13 protein-coding genes are annotated in these 15,218 nt (G+C 68.4%); 12 read left to right on the forward strand and 1 reads right to left on the reverse strand.

Annotation, left to right across the window (positions count from 1 at the left end):
- The 12 genes from ACT3S3_RS13840 to ACT3S3_RS13895 form a co-directional block, all read left to right on the forward strand.
- On the forward strand, nt 1-812 hold an 812-nt coding region (locus ACT3S3_RS13840), incomplete at its 5' end, for a PucR family transcriptional regulator (RefSeq protein WP_444626947.1).
- Between the two features lie 103 nt (nt 813-915).
- On the forward strand, nt 916-1,935 hold the full coding sequence (locus tag ACT3S3_RS13845) for an ornithine cyclodeaminase family protein (protein WP_301443014.1): 1,020 nt from the start codon (nt 916-918) through the stop codon (nt 1,933-1,935).
- Nucleotides 1,936-2,000: 65 nt separating this feature from the next.
- Nucleotides 2,001-2,648 (forward strand): deoxyribose-phosphate aldolase, encoded by a 648-nt coding sequence (gene deoC, locus ACT3S3_RS13850; protein ID WP_301443015.1) that lies wholly within the window; start codon nt 2,001-2,003, stop codon nt 2,646-2,648.
- Between the two features lie 48 nt (nt 2,649-2,696).
- Nucleotides 2,697-4,454 carry an ABC transporter ATP-binding protein gene (locus ACT3S3_RS13855; RefSeq protein ID WP_301443016.1) on the forward strand — a complete coding sequence of 586 codons (1,758 nt, stop codon included), beginning with the start codon at nt 2,697-2,699 and terminating at the stop codon, nt 4,452-4,454.
- Nucleotides 4,451-6,283 carry an ABC transporter ATP-binding protein gene (locus ACT3S3_RS13860; RefSeq protein ID WP_301443017.1) on the forward strand — a complete coding sequence of 611 codons (1,833 nt, stop codon included), beginning with the start codon at nt 4,451-4,453 and terminating at the stop codon, nt 6,281-6,283. Before ACT3S3_RS13855 ends, ACT3S3_RS13860 begins: the two co-directional genes overlap by 4 nt.
- A 50-nt stretch (nt 6,284-6,333) precedes the next feature.
- Nucleotides 6,334-6,798, forward strand: coding sequence for an SRPBCC family protein (locus tag ACT3S3_RS13865; RefSeq protein ID WP_301443018.1), 465 nt, complete (start codon nt 6,334-6,336; stop codon nt 6,796-6,798).
- Between the two features lie 365 nt (nt 6,799-7,163).
- Nucleotides 7,164-8,849, forward strand: a complete 1,686-nt coding sequence (locus ACT3S3_RS13870; RefSeq protein WP_444626948.1) for an ABC-F family ATP-binding cassette domain-containing protein — start codon at nt 7,164-7,166, stop codon at nt 8,847-8,849.
- Between the two features lie 175 nt (nt 8,850-9,024).
- Nucleotides 9,025-10,776, forward strand: a complete 1,752-nt coding sequence (locus ACT3S3_RS13875; protein WP_441579887.1) for an ABC transporter substrate-binding protein — start codon at nt 9,025-9,027, stop codon at nt 10,774-10,776.
- A 43-nt stretch (nt 10,777-10,819) separates the two neighbouring features.
- Nucleotides 10,820-11,860: an ABC transporter permease gene (locus ACT3S3_RS13880; RefSeq protein WP_301443258.1), complete on the forward strand. Its 1,041-nt coding sequence runs from the start codon at nt 10,820-10,822 to the stop codon at nt 11,858-11,860.
- Nucleotides 11,857-12,675, forward strand: a complete 819-nt coding sequence (locus ACT3S3_RS13885; protein ID WP_301443257.1) for an ABC transporter permease — start codon at nt 11,857-11,859, stop codon at nt 12,673-12,675. Before ACT3S3_RS13880 ends, ACT3S3_RS13885 begins: the two co-directional genes overlap by 4 nt.
- Before the next feature lie 102 nt (nt 12,676-12,777).
- On the forward strand, nt 12,778-13,680 hold the full coding sequence (locus ACT3S3_RS13890) for an ABC transporter ATP-binding protein (RefSeq protein ID WP_301443256.1): 903 nt from the start codon (nt 12,778-12,780) through the stop codon (nt 13,678-13,680).
- The gene (locus tag ACT3S3_RS13895; protein ID WP_301443255.1) at nt 13,677-14,687 is read left to right on the forward strand and encodes an ATP-binding cassette domain-containing protein; all 1,011 of its coding nucleotides are present in this window, start codon (nt 13,677-13,679) and stop codon (nt 14,685-14,687) included. Before ACT3S3_RS13890 ends, ACT3S3_RS13895 begins: the two co-directional genes overlap by 4 nt.
- Here the strand turns inward: ACT3S3_RS13895 and ACT3S3_RS13900 are convergent.
- Nucleotides 14,605-15,216, reverse strand: a complete 612-nt coding sequence (locus ACT3S3_RS13900) for a hypothetical protein (protein WP_301443254.1) — start codon at nt 15,214-15,216, stop codon at nt 14,605-14,607. The genes ACT3S3_RS13895 and ACT3S3_RS13900 overlap by 83 nt on opposite strands.
- Between the last annotated feature and the right edge of the window lie 2 nt (nt 15,217-15,218).

The raw sequence follows: 15,218 nt of genomic DNA on the forward strand, positions 1-15,218 counted from the left end.
GCCAACGTCCCTCGCCAGCTGGCGAACACGCCGAACGTTCGCATCTGGCGGCGCAACTGTTGGACCCCCACCAGGACATCGGGGAGGCCCTGCGGGGACTACGCGACCACGGGGTCGGAGCTGAGCGCACGGCGACCAAGATCATCACCGTGCTGTTGCCTGAGGGGATCGAGGCTCCTCCTACCGCCAGTTCGCCGGTATTGGGCGCGTGGAACGGGCCGGACCGTCATGTGATCGTCATCGACCGTGCAGACGGCGCGGTGGTGTTGCTGAACATGCCGGACGGAGTCGCGACCGACACGACCCTCCTCGCCGTCCGTCTGCAAGAGGAACTGGCCGAATATGCCCCGAAGGTCGGGGTGAGTGAAACGGGGCTCCTCGCTGAGGCGCGGAAACTCCACCGCCACAGCGAACTTGCCGCTCACGCCGGCACGGTGGTCGGCACCTGCGGGCCGGTCACGGACTGGGAAACGTTCTACCCGTACAACCTGATCCTTGACGCCGCCAGCGACCGCCACCATGCTTTGCTCGTTCCGGATGCGGTCACACCTCTGCTTGACCCGTCGCAAGGCGTGCTCAGGACCACTGCCGAGACCTACCTAGACTGCGGCGGAGACCGGGGCATGACCTCTGCGGCCCTGTTCATCCACCGCAGCACTCTCTACTACCGCCTGAATCAGATCGGTAAGTTGACCGGGCTCGACCTCAGCACGGGGCATGACCGCCTCATCATGCACGTAGCGCTCAAGGTTGAACGTCTGCTTGATGCCGTGGACCAGCGCATTCCACAGGATGAGGAACGGAGAGGCTGAACTTCCTCTCCAGCGCGGATGACCCGGTGGGCAGGGCACCCCAGGATGGATCTCACGAGCGAGATACCCTCGCCGTCCGAACATCGAGAGTCAGGGGCACGCCATGACAGAAACCACCGCATCCTCCCAGTCCGCCGGCCTCGAGCTCGGCAAGGACATCCTGTACCTCACCAAACAGGACGTCCTCGACCTGGGCATCAATCGCCGGGAGATCCTCGACATCACCAGCGACACCTTGGTCGAACACGGGAACCACCGCTACGAGATGCCGGCGAAGATCGGCGTGCACCCGTACCCGGAGGTCTTCTACCACGCGATGCCGGCCTACGTGCCCGAGATGAACGCCGTGGGATGCAAGTGGATCGAGTGCTACCCGAACAACCCGCAGAAGTTCGGCCTTCCGCAGACGACCGGACTGATGGTGATCAACGACGTCGAATCGGGTGTTCCGTTGGCGATCATGGACTCGACGTGGGTCACGGCGATGCGCACGCCTGCAGTCACGGTCCTGTCGGCAGCCACCCTGCACCCGGGGGCCGAGACCTTCGGGATGTTCGGCTGCGGGGTGCAGGGCAAGGAGCACATCCGTTTCGCTGCCGAGGCGATGCCTGACCTGAAGAAGGTCTTCGTCTACGACAACCGCGAGTCCGCAGCAGACGCCCTGATCGCGGAGCTGCAGGGAGAGGTTTCCTTCACCCTGGTCAAGGGAGAATCGCCTGAGGCGGTCGCCAAGAGCTGCGAGGTGCTCAGTTCGGCCACCGTGATCCTCAAGGAGCCGATGTCCGTCGTCAAGCGGGGTTGGGTCGGGGCAGGGCAGACGATCCTGCCCTGCGACCTGAACACCTTCTGGGATCCGGACATCGCACGCCTGGCGGACAAGTACATCGTCGACAGCATCGAAGAACATGAGCTGTTCAATCAGATGGGGTACTTCCCGGATGGACTGCCCTCCATCACCTCGGAGACGGGTGAGGTCCTCGCCGGTGTGAAGCCGGGTAGGGAGAACTCCGACCAGCTCATCGTCAACAGCAATATCGGTATGGCGGTATGCGACGTGACCGTTGGGCGTGCGATCTACGACCGCGCCCTGAGCACCTCCGTGGGAACACGACTCGAGCTGTAGCGCGACCTGCGGATTGTGTTAGGGGTGCACGGTCGGCCCACACCCCGCGCGGTAGGCTTCGGGACATGCAGCGCACCGACCTCGCCCGCCTTATCGACCACACCCTGCTCAAGCCGGAAGCCACACCCGCCGACGTCGCCGCCCTCGCGCACGAGGCGGGGGAGCTGGGCACGTACGCAATCTGCGTCTCGCCGTCCCAGCTGCCGGTCGCCACGCCGGACGGCGTGCGCGTGGCCACGGTGGTCGGCTTCCCGTCCGGTGCGGTGAAGGCCGAGGTCAAGGCCACCGAGGCGGCACGCGCGGTCGCCGACGGTGCCGACGAGGTCGACATGGTCGTCAACCTCGCCCTGCTCAAGGAGGGGCGCGACGAGGAGCTGGCCCACGAGATCGCCGTGGTGCGCGCCGCGGTGCCCGCACCGGGCGTGCTCAAGGTCATCATCGAGTCGGCGGCCCTGACCGACGGGGAGGTCCTGACCGCCTGCCGCTGCGCGGAGGACGCCGGGGCCGACTTCGTGAAGACGTCCACCGGCTTCCACCCGGCGGGTGGGGCGAGCGTGCACGCCGTGGAACTGATGCACGGGGCCGTCGGGGGACGCCTCGGCATCAAGGCGTCCGGCGGGATCCGCACCCGCGACGCCGCCGAGGCGATGGTCGCCGCCGGCGCCACGCGCCTGGGCCTGTCGTCCTCCGCGGCGGTGCTCGGCGCCTGTTGAGGGCATGCTTCCTGGCAGGTCAGGTACATAATCGCCTACACTGTCGGGGTGCAACTTCTTCGCCTCGTGGGTAGGTACGCCCGTCAGTACCCGGGGCTGTTGGTGGCAGTCCTCCTTCTTCAGATCGTCTCCACCTTCGCGACGCTCTACCTCCCCCGTCTCAACGCCGACATCATCGACCAGGGTGTGTCCCGTGGCGACATCGGCTACATCTGGTCCACCGGCGGCATCATGGTCGCCGTGGCATTCGTGCAGGTCATCACCGCCGTCGCGGCGACCTGGTGCGCCGCGCGTCTGGCGATGTCCGTCGGACGCGACGTCCGGCGCGACGTCTACCGCAGCGTGGACCGCTTCAGCGCCCAGGACATGGGCACCTTCGGGGTGCCCACGCTGATCACCCGCGGCACGAACGACGTGCAGCAGGTGCAGATGGTCTTCGTGATGTTCCTGAGCTTCATGGTCACCATGCCGATCATGTGCATCGGCGGCATCGTCATGGCGCTGCGCGAGGACGCCGGCCTGTCGTGGCTGGTGTGGGTCTCCGTCGCCGTGCTGCTGGTCGTCGTGGGCACGATGGTCGCCCGTCTGGTGCCGCTGTTCGGCTCGATGCAGGACCGCATCGACGCCATCAACGGCGTGATGCGTGAGCAGATCACCGGCATCCGGGTGATCCGCGCCTTCGTCCGTGAGAAGTTCGAGACCAGGCGTTTCGAGGACGCCAACCAGGCCGTCGCCTGGGTCTCCGAGCGCGTGGGACGCGTGTTCGTCCTGATGGGCCCGGTGATCATGGTCGTGCTGCACGGTGCGACGGCGGCGGTGCTGTGGTTCGGCGGCCACCGCGTGGCAGACGGGGCGATCGAGGTCGGCTCGCTGACCGCGTTCATGCAGTACCTGCTGCAGATCCTCGTGGCGGTGATGATGGGCTCGTTCATGGCGATGATGCTGCCGCGCGCGATCGTGTGCGCCGGACGCATCCAGGACGTCCTCGGCCACGAACCGTCCATCACCGAGCCGGAGGCCGATCCGTCGGTGGAGACCGTGTCGCCGACGCAGGTGCGCGGCGAGCTGGAGTTCCGCGACGTGTCCTTCACCTACCCGGGCGCGGACAAGCCGGTGCTCACCGACGTGAGCTTCACGGTGCGCCCCGGGCAGACCACCGCGGTGATCGGGGCGACCGGCTCCGGCAAGTCCACGCTGGTCAACCTCATCCCGCGCCTGTTCGCGCCGACGTCCGGCGACGTGCTCATCGACGGGGTGCCCGTCGCGGCGATGCCGCGTAAGGACCTCGCCCGCGCCGTCGGCCTGGTGCCGCAGAAGGCGTTCCTGTTCTCCGGGACGGTGGCTTCCAACCTGCGTTTCGGACGCACCGACGCCACCGACGACGAACTGTGGGACGCGCTGCGCGTCGCGCAGGCCGACGGTTTCGTGCGCAGCCGCGGTGACGGCGAGGCCGCAGGCCTGGCGTCCCCGGTGGCGCAGGGCGGCACGGACGTCTCCGGCGGCCAGCGCCAGCGCCTGTGCATCGCCCGCGCGCTCGTCGCCGCGCCGAAGGTGTACGTCTTCGACGACTCCTTCTCCGCCCTGGACGTGCGCACCGACGCCGCGCTGCGCGCCGCACTGCACCCCGGGACCAGGGACGCGGCGGTGGTCACCGTCGCACAGCGGGTGTCCACGGTGCGTGACGCCGACCAGATCCTGGTGCTGGACAAGGGGCGCATCGTCGCCCGCGGGACGCACGACGACCTGCTGGCGTCCAGCGACACCTACCGCGAGATCGTCGAGTCGCAGATGGAGGCACAGCGATGAGTGACACCGAAGTGACTGACCGGGGCGCGGAGTCCGCGCCGCGGTCGGCGAAGGCCTTTTGGCCCTCGGCGCTGCGCATGGTGGCGCTGATGGCGCCCCGCAAGATCGCGCTGACGTGGGTCTTCGTCCTGCTCGTGGTGTGCGTGGTGCTGACCGTCTACGCGCCGAAGGTCCTCGGCGACGCCGTCGACGTGATCTACGACGGCGTGCTCGCCACCTGGAACGGTGAGCCCGGTGCCGGCATCGACTTCGGCGAACTCGGCCGGCTCATCGGCATCGTGCTGGGCATGTACGTGGTGGCCTCCGTGTTCAACTGGGCGCAGGGGTTCATCCTCAACAAGATCGTCGTCGCGGTGATCGTGGAGCTGCGCACCGACGTGGAACGCAAGGTCCACCGCCTGCCGCTGAGCTTCTACGACTCGCGGCAGAAGGGCGACCTGCTCTCGCGCACCACCAACGACGTCGACAACGTCCAGCAGGCCCTCCAGCAGGCGCTGAGCCAGTTCGCCTACTCCGGCATGATGATCATCGGCGTGACCGTGATGATGTTCCGGGTGTCCTGGCAGCTCGCGATCGTCGCGCTGCTGGCCCTGCCGCTGACCGCCATCGTCGTCGGCATCGTCGGCACCCGGGCGCAGAAGCAGTACGGCGCGCAGTGGGCCGGCACCGGCAAGGTCAACGGGCATGTCGAGGAGGCCTTCACCGGCCACGAACTGGTCGTGGCCTACGGTCGGCAGGACGAGATGTCGGTGACCTACGACGAGCGCAACGAGGAGCTCTACCAGGCCAGCGCGAAGGCGCAGTTCCTGTCCGGCATGATGATGCCGCTGATGCAGTTCCTCAACTACCTCAGCTACGTGGTCATCGCCGTGTTCGGCGGCCTGCGCGTAGCGAACGGGCAGATGAGCCTGGGTGCGGCGACGGCGTTCATCCAGTACTCCCGCGAGTTCAACCAGCCCCTCGGCGAGCTCGCCGGGATGATGACGATGGTGCAGTCCGGTGTGGCCTCCGCCGAGCGCGTCTTCGAGCTGCTCGACGCCGAGGAGCAGGACGCCGACCCGTCCGCCACGGCCTCGCCGCAGGCCGTGCGCGGCCGCGTGGAGTTCCGCGACGTCTCCTTCGGGTACTCGCCGTCCACCCCGCTGATCGAGCACCTGAACCTGGACGTGGAACCCGGACAGACCGTGGCGATCGTCGGGCCCACCGGTGCCGGCAAGACCACGATGGTGAACCTGATCATGCGGTTCTACGAGGTCACCGGCGGTGCGATCTACGTCGACGGTGTCGACTCGCGCGCCATGGGGCGCGCCGAGCTGCGCTCGCGCACCGGCATGGTCCTGCAGGACGCCGTCCTGTTCGACGGCACCATCCTGGAGAACATCCGTTACGGCCGGCTCGACGCCACCGACGAGGAGGTCAGGGACGCGGCGAAGGCCGCCTACGTCGACCGCTTCGTCCACGCCCTGCCGGACGGCTACGACACCGTCATCGACCAGGACGGCGGATCGGTCTCGGCAGGTGAGCGCCAGCTGATCACCATCGCGCGCGCCTTCCTCGCGGAACCGGAGATCCTGATCCTGGACGAGGCCACCTCGTCGGTGGACACCCGTACCGAGGTGCTGGTGCAGAAGGCGATGAACGCGATCCGCGCCCGGCGGACGTCCTTCGTGATCGCCCACCGGCTGTCCACCATCCGCGACGCCGACCGCATCCTGGTGATGGTCGACGGCACGATCGTGGAGCAGGGGTCCCACGACGAACTCCTGGCCGCCGACGGCTCCTACGCGGAGCTCTACCGCAGCCAGTTCGCCGCCGGCGGCGCGGTGTAGGTGCGCGGGGTCTGGCCGGCCCCGCCGTGCGTCCGACTACGCTGAATCCCATGGCCTACGAGATCAGCGACTCCGTCACCATCCACGCGACCCCCGCGGAGGTCTTCGACCTCGTCAGCGACGTCACGCGCACGGGGGAGTGGAGCGCCCAGTGCCACCGCGCACAGTGGGACTCCGACGCACGGGGCGACGGCGCGACGTTCACCGGGCACAACCGCACCGCGGAGAGGGAGTGGTCGACAATCTCCGAGGTCGTCTCCGCACGTCCGGGCCAGGAGTTCTCCTGGCGGGTGACCTCCAGCGGCACGCGGTGGGGGTTCCGCATGGAGCCGGTGAACCGGCGGGAGGATGCCACGGTGCTCACCGAGTACACCGCCTTCACCGCCGACGGCGAGCGGTACTTCCGGCAGAAGTTCGGCGACGACGCCGCCGCGCAGGAGGCTGACCGGAAGGACGCCGCCACCTACGGCATCACCGAGACCCTCCAGAACATCAAGGGGATCCTCGAGGGGTGAGGTGCTGTTGACCGGAGTGGGGAGTCTCTTCGACCTGGCGGGGACAGCTACCCTCCGGAGGGTGCAAAAGATGATGCCACCGCCTCCACCGCGCAGGAGCGTCGATCAGATCCTGGTGGACGCGAGCATGGTCGCGTTCTCGGAGACCGGATCGCAGAAGAACTCCGTGACAACCCAGTCCCCTTCACCCGGGTAACTGCTCTCATCGCAGGTATCGAGATCGTTTCGTTGCCCACGGTGGACCTTCCCCGCATGTGACGCTATGCTCGGTACCATGCGGAAGTAGAACCCCTGAATCGTCCTGTGCCCGAGGCGGCCGACCGCCCGGCGGGACACCTCATCATCTCCACTCAGGGAGTTCCCCCATGTCTACTATTCCCACGCCCGGCTCCATGTCCGGCTCCGCGTCACAGTCCCCGCTGCAGATCGACGGCCTCTCCGTTCAGATCGCCGGGACCCGGGTCCTCACCGACGTGTCCTTCGTCGTCCCGCCCGGTCAGCGCGCCGGCCTGATCGGCGAGAACGGCTCGGGCAAGTCCACCCTGCTGCACGCCGTCCACGGTTCGCTGCCGGAGGCGGCGACCACCGCCGGTGCGGTGGACGTCGGCTCGTCGCGGGTGGGCCTGCTCCACCAGCAGGCACCGTTCGCCGACGACGAGACCGTCGCCGGCGCGTTGGAGTCCGCCGTCGCCGCCGAGCGGCGCGCCGCGTCCGACCTGGAGCGCGCCGCCGACCCCTACGACGCCGGGGCCTACGCCGAGGCGTTGGACCGCGCCGAGCGTCGCGACGTGTGGGGCACGGACGCGCGCATGTCCGCGACGCTCGCGGGCCTCGGCCTTGCCGCGGTGCCGCCGGAGCGTCCTGCCGGGGAGTTGTCCGGCGGCCAGCGGGCGCGCCTGTCGTTGGCGTGGCTGCTGCTCAACCGCCCGGACGTGCTGCTGCTCGACGAGCCCACCAACCACCTCGACGACGCGGCGACGGAGTACCTGGTCAGCGTGCTGAACGCGTGGAAGGGGCCGGTGCTGTTCGCCAGCCACGATCGCGCGTTCCTCGACCTCGCGGCGTCCTGCGTGGTGGACCTGGACCCCGCGCCGACGCAGGTCGGCGCGCAGGGCGGCGTGACCCGCTACACCGGCAACTACACCGACTACCTCGCCGCGCGCCGGGACGTCCGGCAGCGCTGGGAGCGGCAGTACCGCGACGAGCAGGCGGAGCTGAAACGCCTGCGTGCCGGGGTGCGCGACAACCACCAGGTCGGGCACACCAACCGCGACATCCAGGTGGAGAACAAGATCACGAAGAAGTTCTACGGCGACCGCAATGCGAAGGTCGTGTCGCGCCGGGTGAACGACTCGCGCTCGCGGCTCGAGAAACTCGAGGAGTCGCAGGTCCGCAAGTCGCCGGCGGAGCTGACGTTCGCCGGACTCACCGCCGCAGGACGCGACGACACCGCAGGACGCACGGGGCCGGTGCTCGTCGCCGCCGGCGTCGAGGTCGCCGGGCGGCTGCCGCGCACCAGCGTCACCGTGAACGGTGACGAGAAACTCCTGGTCACCGGACCGAACGGCTCGGGCAAATCGACCCTGCTGGAGGTGCTGGCGGGCACATTGGCCCCCTCGGCGGGCACGGTCGGCGGTGTGGGTTCCGGTGCAGGTTCGGGCGTGAGCGTGGGGCACCTGACCCAGGAGGTCGTCCTGCCGGACCCGGCGGGACGCGGCCCGGGCCGCACGGTGGAGCGCGCCTACCGCGACGCCGTCGGTGACGAACTTGCGGACGCCGTGCCGCTGGCGACGTTCGGGCTGATCCACCCGCGCGACGAGTCGCGGCCGTTGGCTGAGCTGAGTCTCGGCCAGCAACGACGCGTCTCCCTGGCGGTACTGCTCGCCGACCCGCCGGACGTGCTGCTGCTCGACGAGCCCGACAACCATCTGTCGTTGTCCCTGTTCACCGCGTTGGAGGAGGCGATCCCCGCCTACCCGGGTGCGGTCGTGGTCGCCTCGCACGACCGGTGGCTGCGCCGACGGTGGGCAGGGGAGCGCCTGGAACTGTAGGCGCTGTGCCGTGACCCGGGGCAGCCCGCACTACTGACGCGCTCCCGGCTGCGCCATTCCTGTGGTGCCTTCGGCTCAGCCGGAGCGGAACGTTCCGGCCTTCCAGACTGATCGGTCTACTTTGATTCAGGTGCCTTCCAGCACCACTGACGTAGACCGAGAGGACCCACCGAACATGACTCCCGCACGCGGGCTACCTGCCCCCACCGGCAGGAACTTCAGGAGGGGACGGGCGTTGGCCGCAGTCCTCGTCGCCGTCTCCCTGGCGGTGACCTCCTGCTCCAGCACCGAGGACACGCTCAACGACGCCGGCGGGGAGGACGCACTCACCGCCGCCGACGAGTACCACGAGGCGGAGGACCCCACGGCCGTGCCCGCTGCGGTGACGAAGCGTCCTGACACGTTCGTCACCACGATCAACAAGCCCGGCGGGGTCTTCCTCCCCGGTTTCTACGACAACGGCTGGGACGGCAATGCCGTCGCCCCGATCTTCGCCGGACTCGTCGCGCAACAGGAGGACGGTTCCTACGTCCCCGACCTCGCCGAGTCCTGGGACGTGTCCGACGACGACCTGACCTACACCTTCCACCTGCGCGACGGCCTGACGTTCAGCGACGGCACGCCGCTGACCGCGGACGACGTGAAGTTCACCCTCACCCTCTTCAACGACCCGGCCTTCGACGGCGGCATCGACTTCAGCAAATTCGGCATCGTCGGCGGTGACGACTACAAGAACGGCGACGCCGACGAGATCAGCGGGATCCGGGTGCTCGACGACCGGACGGTGGAGATCGAGACCGAGACGGTCAGCCCCCTGGCACTGTCGACGCTGGGTGGTGCCGTCCTCCCGGAGCACTACTACGGCAAGGACTACCGGAAAGGCCAACTCGACTATCTCCGCGACCTCTACGCGGAGCCGGTCGGCGCCGGGCCCTACACACTGGACCGGCACGTGGTCGGCCAGGAGGTCAGGTACCTGGCCAACGAGCACTACTACGGCGGATCGCCCGCCGTGGAACACGTGATCTTCAAGATCATCGACTCCGACAACCGGCTCGCGGCCTTCGAGAACGGCGACATCGACCACAGCGGCTTCGGCACCGGACCCGAGACCCTCCAGGCCCTGCAGGACCTCCGGTTCGCCGACACGAGCTCGCGGACCGTGGGCGACATCGGGCAGATCTGGATCAACAACCGCAACCCCAAGTTCGCCGACACCCGGGTACGTCAGGCCCTGCACCACGGGCTCGACCGCGACCAGATCGTCCAGGCCAAGTACAAGGGGGAGGGAGGCGTGGCCGACATCTACGCCGCCCCCACCCAGTGGTCCTTCGACGACGAAGGTGTGACCACCTACGGCTTCGACCCCGGACGGGCCGGCGAGCTCCTCGACGACGCCGGGTGGACCGAGGGTGCCGACGGTGTGCGTGAGAAGGACGGCGAGCGCCTGAGCCTGAACTACATCACCACCGACCCGGACGACCCGGTGATCCCGATCGCCACCGAGAACTACCGTGACATCGGCATCGACTTCACCCCGGAGGTCCTTGACTCGAACACCGCGTTCGCCCGCTTCAACGACCTCGACTACGAGGCGGTCTCCTTTCGCACCGACTCCCTGTCCGACCCCGACGACGCGGTCTCGGAGTTCGGGACGGACGACCCGAAGGTGAACGTCACCGGCTACGACAACGCCCGCGTCCGTGAACTGGTCAAGGACGGTCAGTCCACCCTCGACGAGGACGAACGGCAGAAGATCTACTCCGAGCTCTACAAGGAACTCAGCCAGGACCCGCCGACGATCCTCGTGGACTACCGCCGGTCGATCACCGCCTGGAACAACCACATCGACGGCACCGGCGACTTCCGGACCGGGGCGGGGGACTCCTCCATCGCCCTGGCGAAGCTCACCCCGAAGGAGGACTGAGCGCCGTGCGCCCCACCCCACGGACCGGCCACGGCGGTGAACGATGAACCACAGGAGCTACCTCGGCTACACGGCGAAACGGGTGGCGGTCGCCCTGGTGATGATCCTCGCGGTCAGTGCCCTGGTCTTCTTCCTCTTCGCGGTGATGCCGGGAGACTACTTCTCGTCCAACCGCACCCTGACGCCTGAGCGCATCGCGGAGCTCCGCTCCCGCTACGGCCTCGACAAGGGGGTCGTGGAGCGGTACTGGATCTGGCTGGGCAACGCCGTGCGCGGCGACTTCGGCCACTCCCTGCAGTACAACCAGCCGGTGACGGAGACCATCGCCCCGTTCCTTCGGAACTCCTTCCTGGTGGCGGCGGTGTCGATGGTGCTGACCTGGACGATCGCGGTGGTTGCCGGTGTTCTCGCGGCGACCCGCCAGTACTCCTGGTTCGACAAGTTCGTCACCGCGATGCTCTTCGCCTCGCTGTCGATCCCCGCCTTCTTCCTTGGTCTGGTCCTGATCAAGGTCCTGTCCCTGGACCTCGGCCTGCTGCCTACCGGCGGCATGTACGACACCGGCAGCAACGCCACGGGCCTGGCCGCCGTGATCGAGGTCGCCCACCACATGGTGCTTCCGGTGCTGATCCTCACCTTCCTGTCCGCAGGCTCCCTGACCAGGTACTTCAGGACGGGGATGCTGGAGGTCCTGCGGGCGGACTACATCCGGACCGCACGTGCCAAGGGGCTCGGGGAGAAGGCGGTGGTGATGCGCCACGGTCTGCGCAACGCGCTGCTGCCGGCGATCACCCTGCTGGCCTTCGAGCTGCCGGGGCTGTTCTCCGGCGCGATCATCATCGAGCAGGTCATGAACTGGCCGGGCATCGGGCGCATGCAGCTGGAGGCAGTCCAGGTCCGTGACTACCCGGTGCTGATGACCGTCACCGTCCTGTTGGCGGCCTTGACGATCCTGGCCAACCTCGTCGCCGACCTCCTCTACACCGCCGCCGACCCGCGGATCCGTCTCGTGGAGCAGGCGCGTCGTCCCGCGCGCCGTGATGCGCGCCGGGCCGTCCGCCGGGGTGCGGTGGTGACGTCATGACCGCCACGCTCACCGAGGCCCAGGCCGGATCGCCGCGGCGCCGTCACAGCCTGTGGCGCGAGGCGCTCCTCAGTCTCCGGGGCAACCGGGTGGCCGTCATCAGCGCCCTGGTGCTGCTCCTGATGGTGCTCGTCAGCTTCGTCGGGCCGCTGGCCTCGCCGTACACCGGTGACGAGATCAACCTGCGTATCGCCAACCACCCGCCGGCGACAGACCACTGGCTGGGAACGGACAAGTACGGGCGAGACGTCCTGACCCGGCTGATGCTGGCCGGGCGGATCTCGCTGACGGTGGGACTGGCCTCGATGGCCCTGTCCCTGGTGCTCGGGACGTTCCTCGGCCTGGTCGCCGGCTACTTCGGTGGGTGGGTGGACGCGGTGGTGATGAGGGTCGTGGACCTGCTCATGTCCATCCCCGGGCTGCCGTTGCTCATCGTGCTGGCGGCGATCCTCTCCGAGTTCAAGATTGCCCCGGAATCCCGCCTGTACCTGGTGATGCTGATGTTGAGTCTCATCGGCTGGCCGGCCCTGGCACGGCTCATCCGTGGCCAGGTGCTGACTCTCAGGGAGCAGATGTTCATGCGTGCCACCGACGTCCTCGGCCTGGGGCTGAGGTCGAAGATCCTCCGGCACCTGCTGCCGAACGTCCTGCCGGTGCTGATCGTCGTGGCGACCCTGGGTACGGCGTCGTCGATCATCAGCGAGTCCTCGCTGAGCTTCCTCGGACTCGGTGTGATGGAGCCGCACGCCTCGTGGGGGAACATGATCAACTCCGCGAACAACCTCGTCGACTTCCGCAACCACTGGTGGCTGTGAGTCCCGCCCGGTGTGGCGGTGCTGGTCACCGTCGCCTCGATCAACGTCCTGGGGGACCGTCTCCGCGACGCCCTGGACCCGAAGATGTAAGGAGAGAAGGTCATGGAGTTCACGGATCACGACGGGCAGGAACCCCTGCTCGTGGTGGAGGACCTGACCACCGTGTTCGCGCTGCCGGACGGAGGGGTGAGGACCGCGGTCGACGGCGTCGGCTTCACCGTCCGGCGTGGCGAGATCCGCGGTGTGGTCGGGGAGTCCGGGTCGGGCAAGAGCGTGACGGCGATGTCGTTGCTCCGGCTCGTCGACGAGCCCGGCCGGATCGTCGGCGGCGACGTGAGGTTCGACGGCACGGACGTCCTCACGTTGGACAGGTCGGGACTGCAACGCCTGCGGGGCAGCGGTATCGGCGTCATCTTCCAGGAACCGGGCAGCGCCCTGAACCCCGTCCTGACCGTCGGGGACCAGGTCACCGAGTCGTTGCGGGTCCACCGGGACATGTCCCGGCGGGAGGCGCACCGGGACGCGGTGGCCTGGCTCGACCGCGTCGGGCTGCGGGAACCGGAGGCGTTGATGTCCCGTTACCCGCACGAGTTGTCCGGCGGCATGCTGCAGCGGGTGATGATCGCGATGGCCTTGTGCGCGGGCCCGAAGCTGCTGATCGCGGACGAGCCGTCCACCGCGCTGGACGTGACGACCCAGGCACAGATCCTGGACCTTCTGCTCGACCTGCGCGATGAACTTGGTCTGGCGATCCTGTTCATCACCCATGACCTGGGTGTGGTCGCCCGGATCGCCGACACGGTGACGGTGATGTACGGCGGACGGGTGATGGAGCAGACGGACGTCCTCACCTTGTTCGACAACCCGTCGCACCCCTACACCCGGGCGTTGCTCGCGACGTCGCCGGTCATCGGCCGGACCGTCCGACGGCTCCCGACCATCCCGGAGGACGTCCGGCGCTTCGCCGCCGGGGACGACGGGCGGACGCGGGAGGACGTCGCGTGAGGGCGCAGGACGTGCCGTTGCTGCAGGTGGACGGGCTCGTGAAGCACTTCGGCACGACGCGTGCGGTGGACGGCGTCGACCTCGTCGTCCGGCGAGGCGAGACCGTCGGGCTGGTGGGTGAGTCGGGCAGCGGCAAGACGACGCTCGGCCAGGCCGTCCTGCGGATGACCTCGCCGACGGCGGGGCGTGTCCTGTTCGACGGCCGTGACCTGGCGACGTTCTCGCGGCGGCAGCTGCAGCGCGCCAGGCCGAGGATGCAGTACATCTTCCAGGACCCCTATGGTGCGCTGAACCCCCGGATGACCGTCGGTGACGCCGTCGGCGAACCGCTCCTGCAGCACCGCCTCGCCACCAGGTCCACCGTCGATGCCCTGGTGGCGGAGGTGCTGGGCATCTGCGGCATGCCGGCGGACGCAGCCCGGCGCTACCCGCACGAATTCTCCGGTGGCCAGCGGCAACGCGTCGTAATCGCACGCGCCATGGCGTTGGGTCCGGAACTGGTCGTCGCCGACGAACCCGTCTCCGCCCTGGACGTCTCGGTTCAGGCGCAGATCATCAACCTGTTCAGTGACCTGCGTGAACAGCGGGAGACGGCCTTCCTGTTCATCTCGCACGACCTCGGTGTGGTGTGGCACCTGTGTGACCGTGTGGTGGTCATGGAACGCGGCCGGGTGGTGGAGTCCGGGACCCGGGGCCAGATATTCACCGACGCCCGGCACCCCTACACCCGCGCGCTGATCGCGGCGGTGCCCGTGTCGGACCCGCGGGATCGCCGCCGACACGTCGTCGCCGACCTGCTCGGACGCGACCCGGAGCGCGGCATGACGGCGGGGCAGGACGCTCCGCGCGCGGAACTGCGGGACGTGGGTGACGGGCACCTGGTCGCCGTGTCTGACGAGGTCATGTCGGGCGGGGTCAGGGAACTCAGTCGATCGGCGGGAAGTTCGGCTCCGGGACCCAGTCCGGCCGGGGCATCCAGAAGCGGGTCGGCTGCTGTGCCGCGATGAAGAAGCTGCCACCGATGACGTCGTTCTCGATGAGGATCTCGTCCTGCGTCTCGGCCATCACCTGGTAGTCCCCGGCGGTGATTCGCGAGCCGGCCTCCAGTGGTTCGGCGTCTGCCTCGGTGAACTCCTTCTGCAGGTCGGGATCGGTAAGCGCGGCGCTGGGGACGAACATGGTGTCCCGGTACTCGAGCCCGGTGGTCGCCTCGCCATCCTCCGTCCGCATCGGTTCCTCGAGGGTGAGCAGGCAGGCGAAGTCGGAGCCGACCTTGTCGTTGAGCTCGCTGTCGACGGAGCAGACCCCGCCGTCGGGAAGGGTGAACATGTACCCGCCACCGTCGACGGCGAAGCGTTCGGGATCCCCGGCGGACGGGTCGCCCGAAGGTTGCGAGGCGTCGGACGCTGATGCGGACGCGGGTGCCGATGTCGGCGGTTCCGTTGACGGAGCAGCGTCCCCCTCACTGCTGCATCCGCTCAGGGCGGCGATGGTGCCGAGTGCGATCACGCCGGTGATGGTCGTCGACGTTCTCATCG

Origin of the sequence: Corynebacterium sp. AOP40-4SA-5 (genome assembly GCF_052377355.1) — a bacterium.
GTDB lineage: Bacteria > Actinomycetota > Actinomycetes > Mycobacteriales > Mycobacteriaceae > Corynebacterium.

Excerpts from the sequence above, each read along its gene's own strand:
- ACT3S3_RS13845 (WP_301443014.1), top strand. The coding sequence starts at position 916 with ATGACAGAAACCACCGCATCCTCCCAGTCCGCCGGCCTCGAGCTCGGC.
- deoC (WP_301443015.1), top strand. The coding sequence starts at position 2,001 with ATGCAGCGCACCGACCTCGCCCGCCTTATCGACCACACCCTGCTCAAG.
- ACT3S3_RS13860 (WP_301443017.1), top strand. The coding sequence starts at position 4,451 with ATGAGTGACACCGAAGTGACTGACCGGGGCGCGGAGTCCGCGCCGCGG.
- ACT3S3_RS13865 (WP_301443018.1), top strand. The coding sequence starts at position 6,334 with ATGGCCTACGAGATCAGCGACTCCGTCACCATCCACGCGACCCCCGCG.
- ACT3S3_RS13870 (WP_444626948.1), top strand. The coding sequence starts at position 7,164 with ATGTCTACTATTCCCACGCCCGGCTCCATGTCCGGCTCCGCGTCACAG.
- ACT3S3_RS13875 (WP_441579887.1), top strand. The coding sequence starts at position 9,025 with ATGACTCCCGCACGCGGGCTACCTGCCCCCACCGGCAGGAACTTCAGG.
- ACT3S3_RS13880 (WP_301443258.1), top strand. The coding sequence starts at position 10,820 with ATGAACCACAGGAGCTACCTCGGCTACACGGCGAAACGGGTGGCGGTC.
- ACT3S3_RS13885 (WP_301443257.1), top strand. The coding sequence starts at position 11,857 with ATGACCGCCACGCTCACCGAGGCCCAGGCCGGATCGCCGCGGCGCCGT.
- ACT3S3_RS13890 (WP_301443256.1), top strand. The coding sequence starts at position 12,778 with ATGGAGTTCACGGATCACGACGGGCAGGAACCCCTGCTCGTGGTGGAG.
- ACT3S3_RS13900 (WP_301443254.1), bottom strand. The coding sequence starts at position 15,216 with ATGAGAACGTCGACGACCATCACCGGCGTGATCGCACTCGGCACCATC.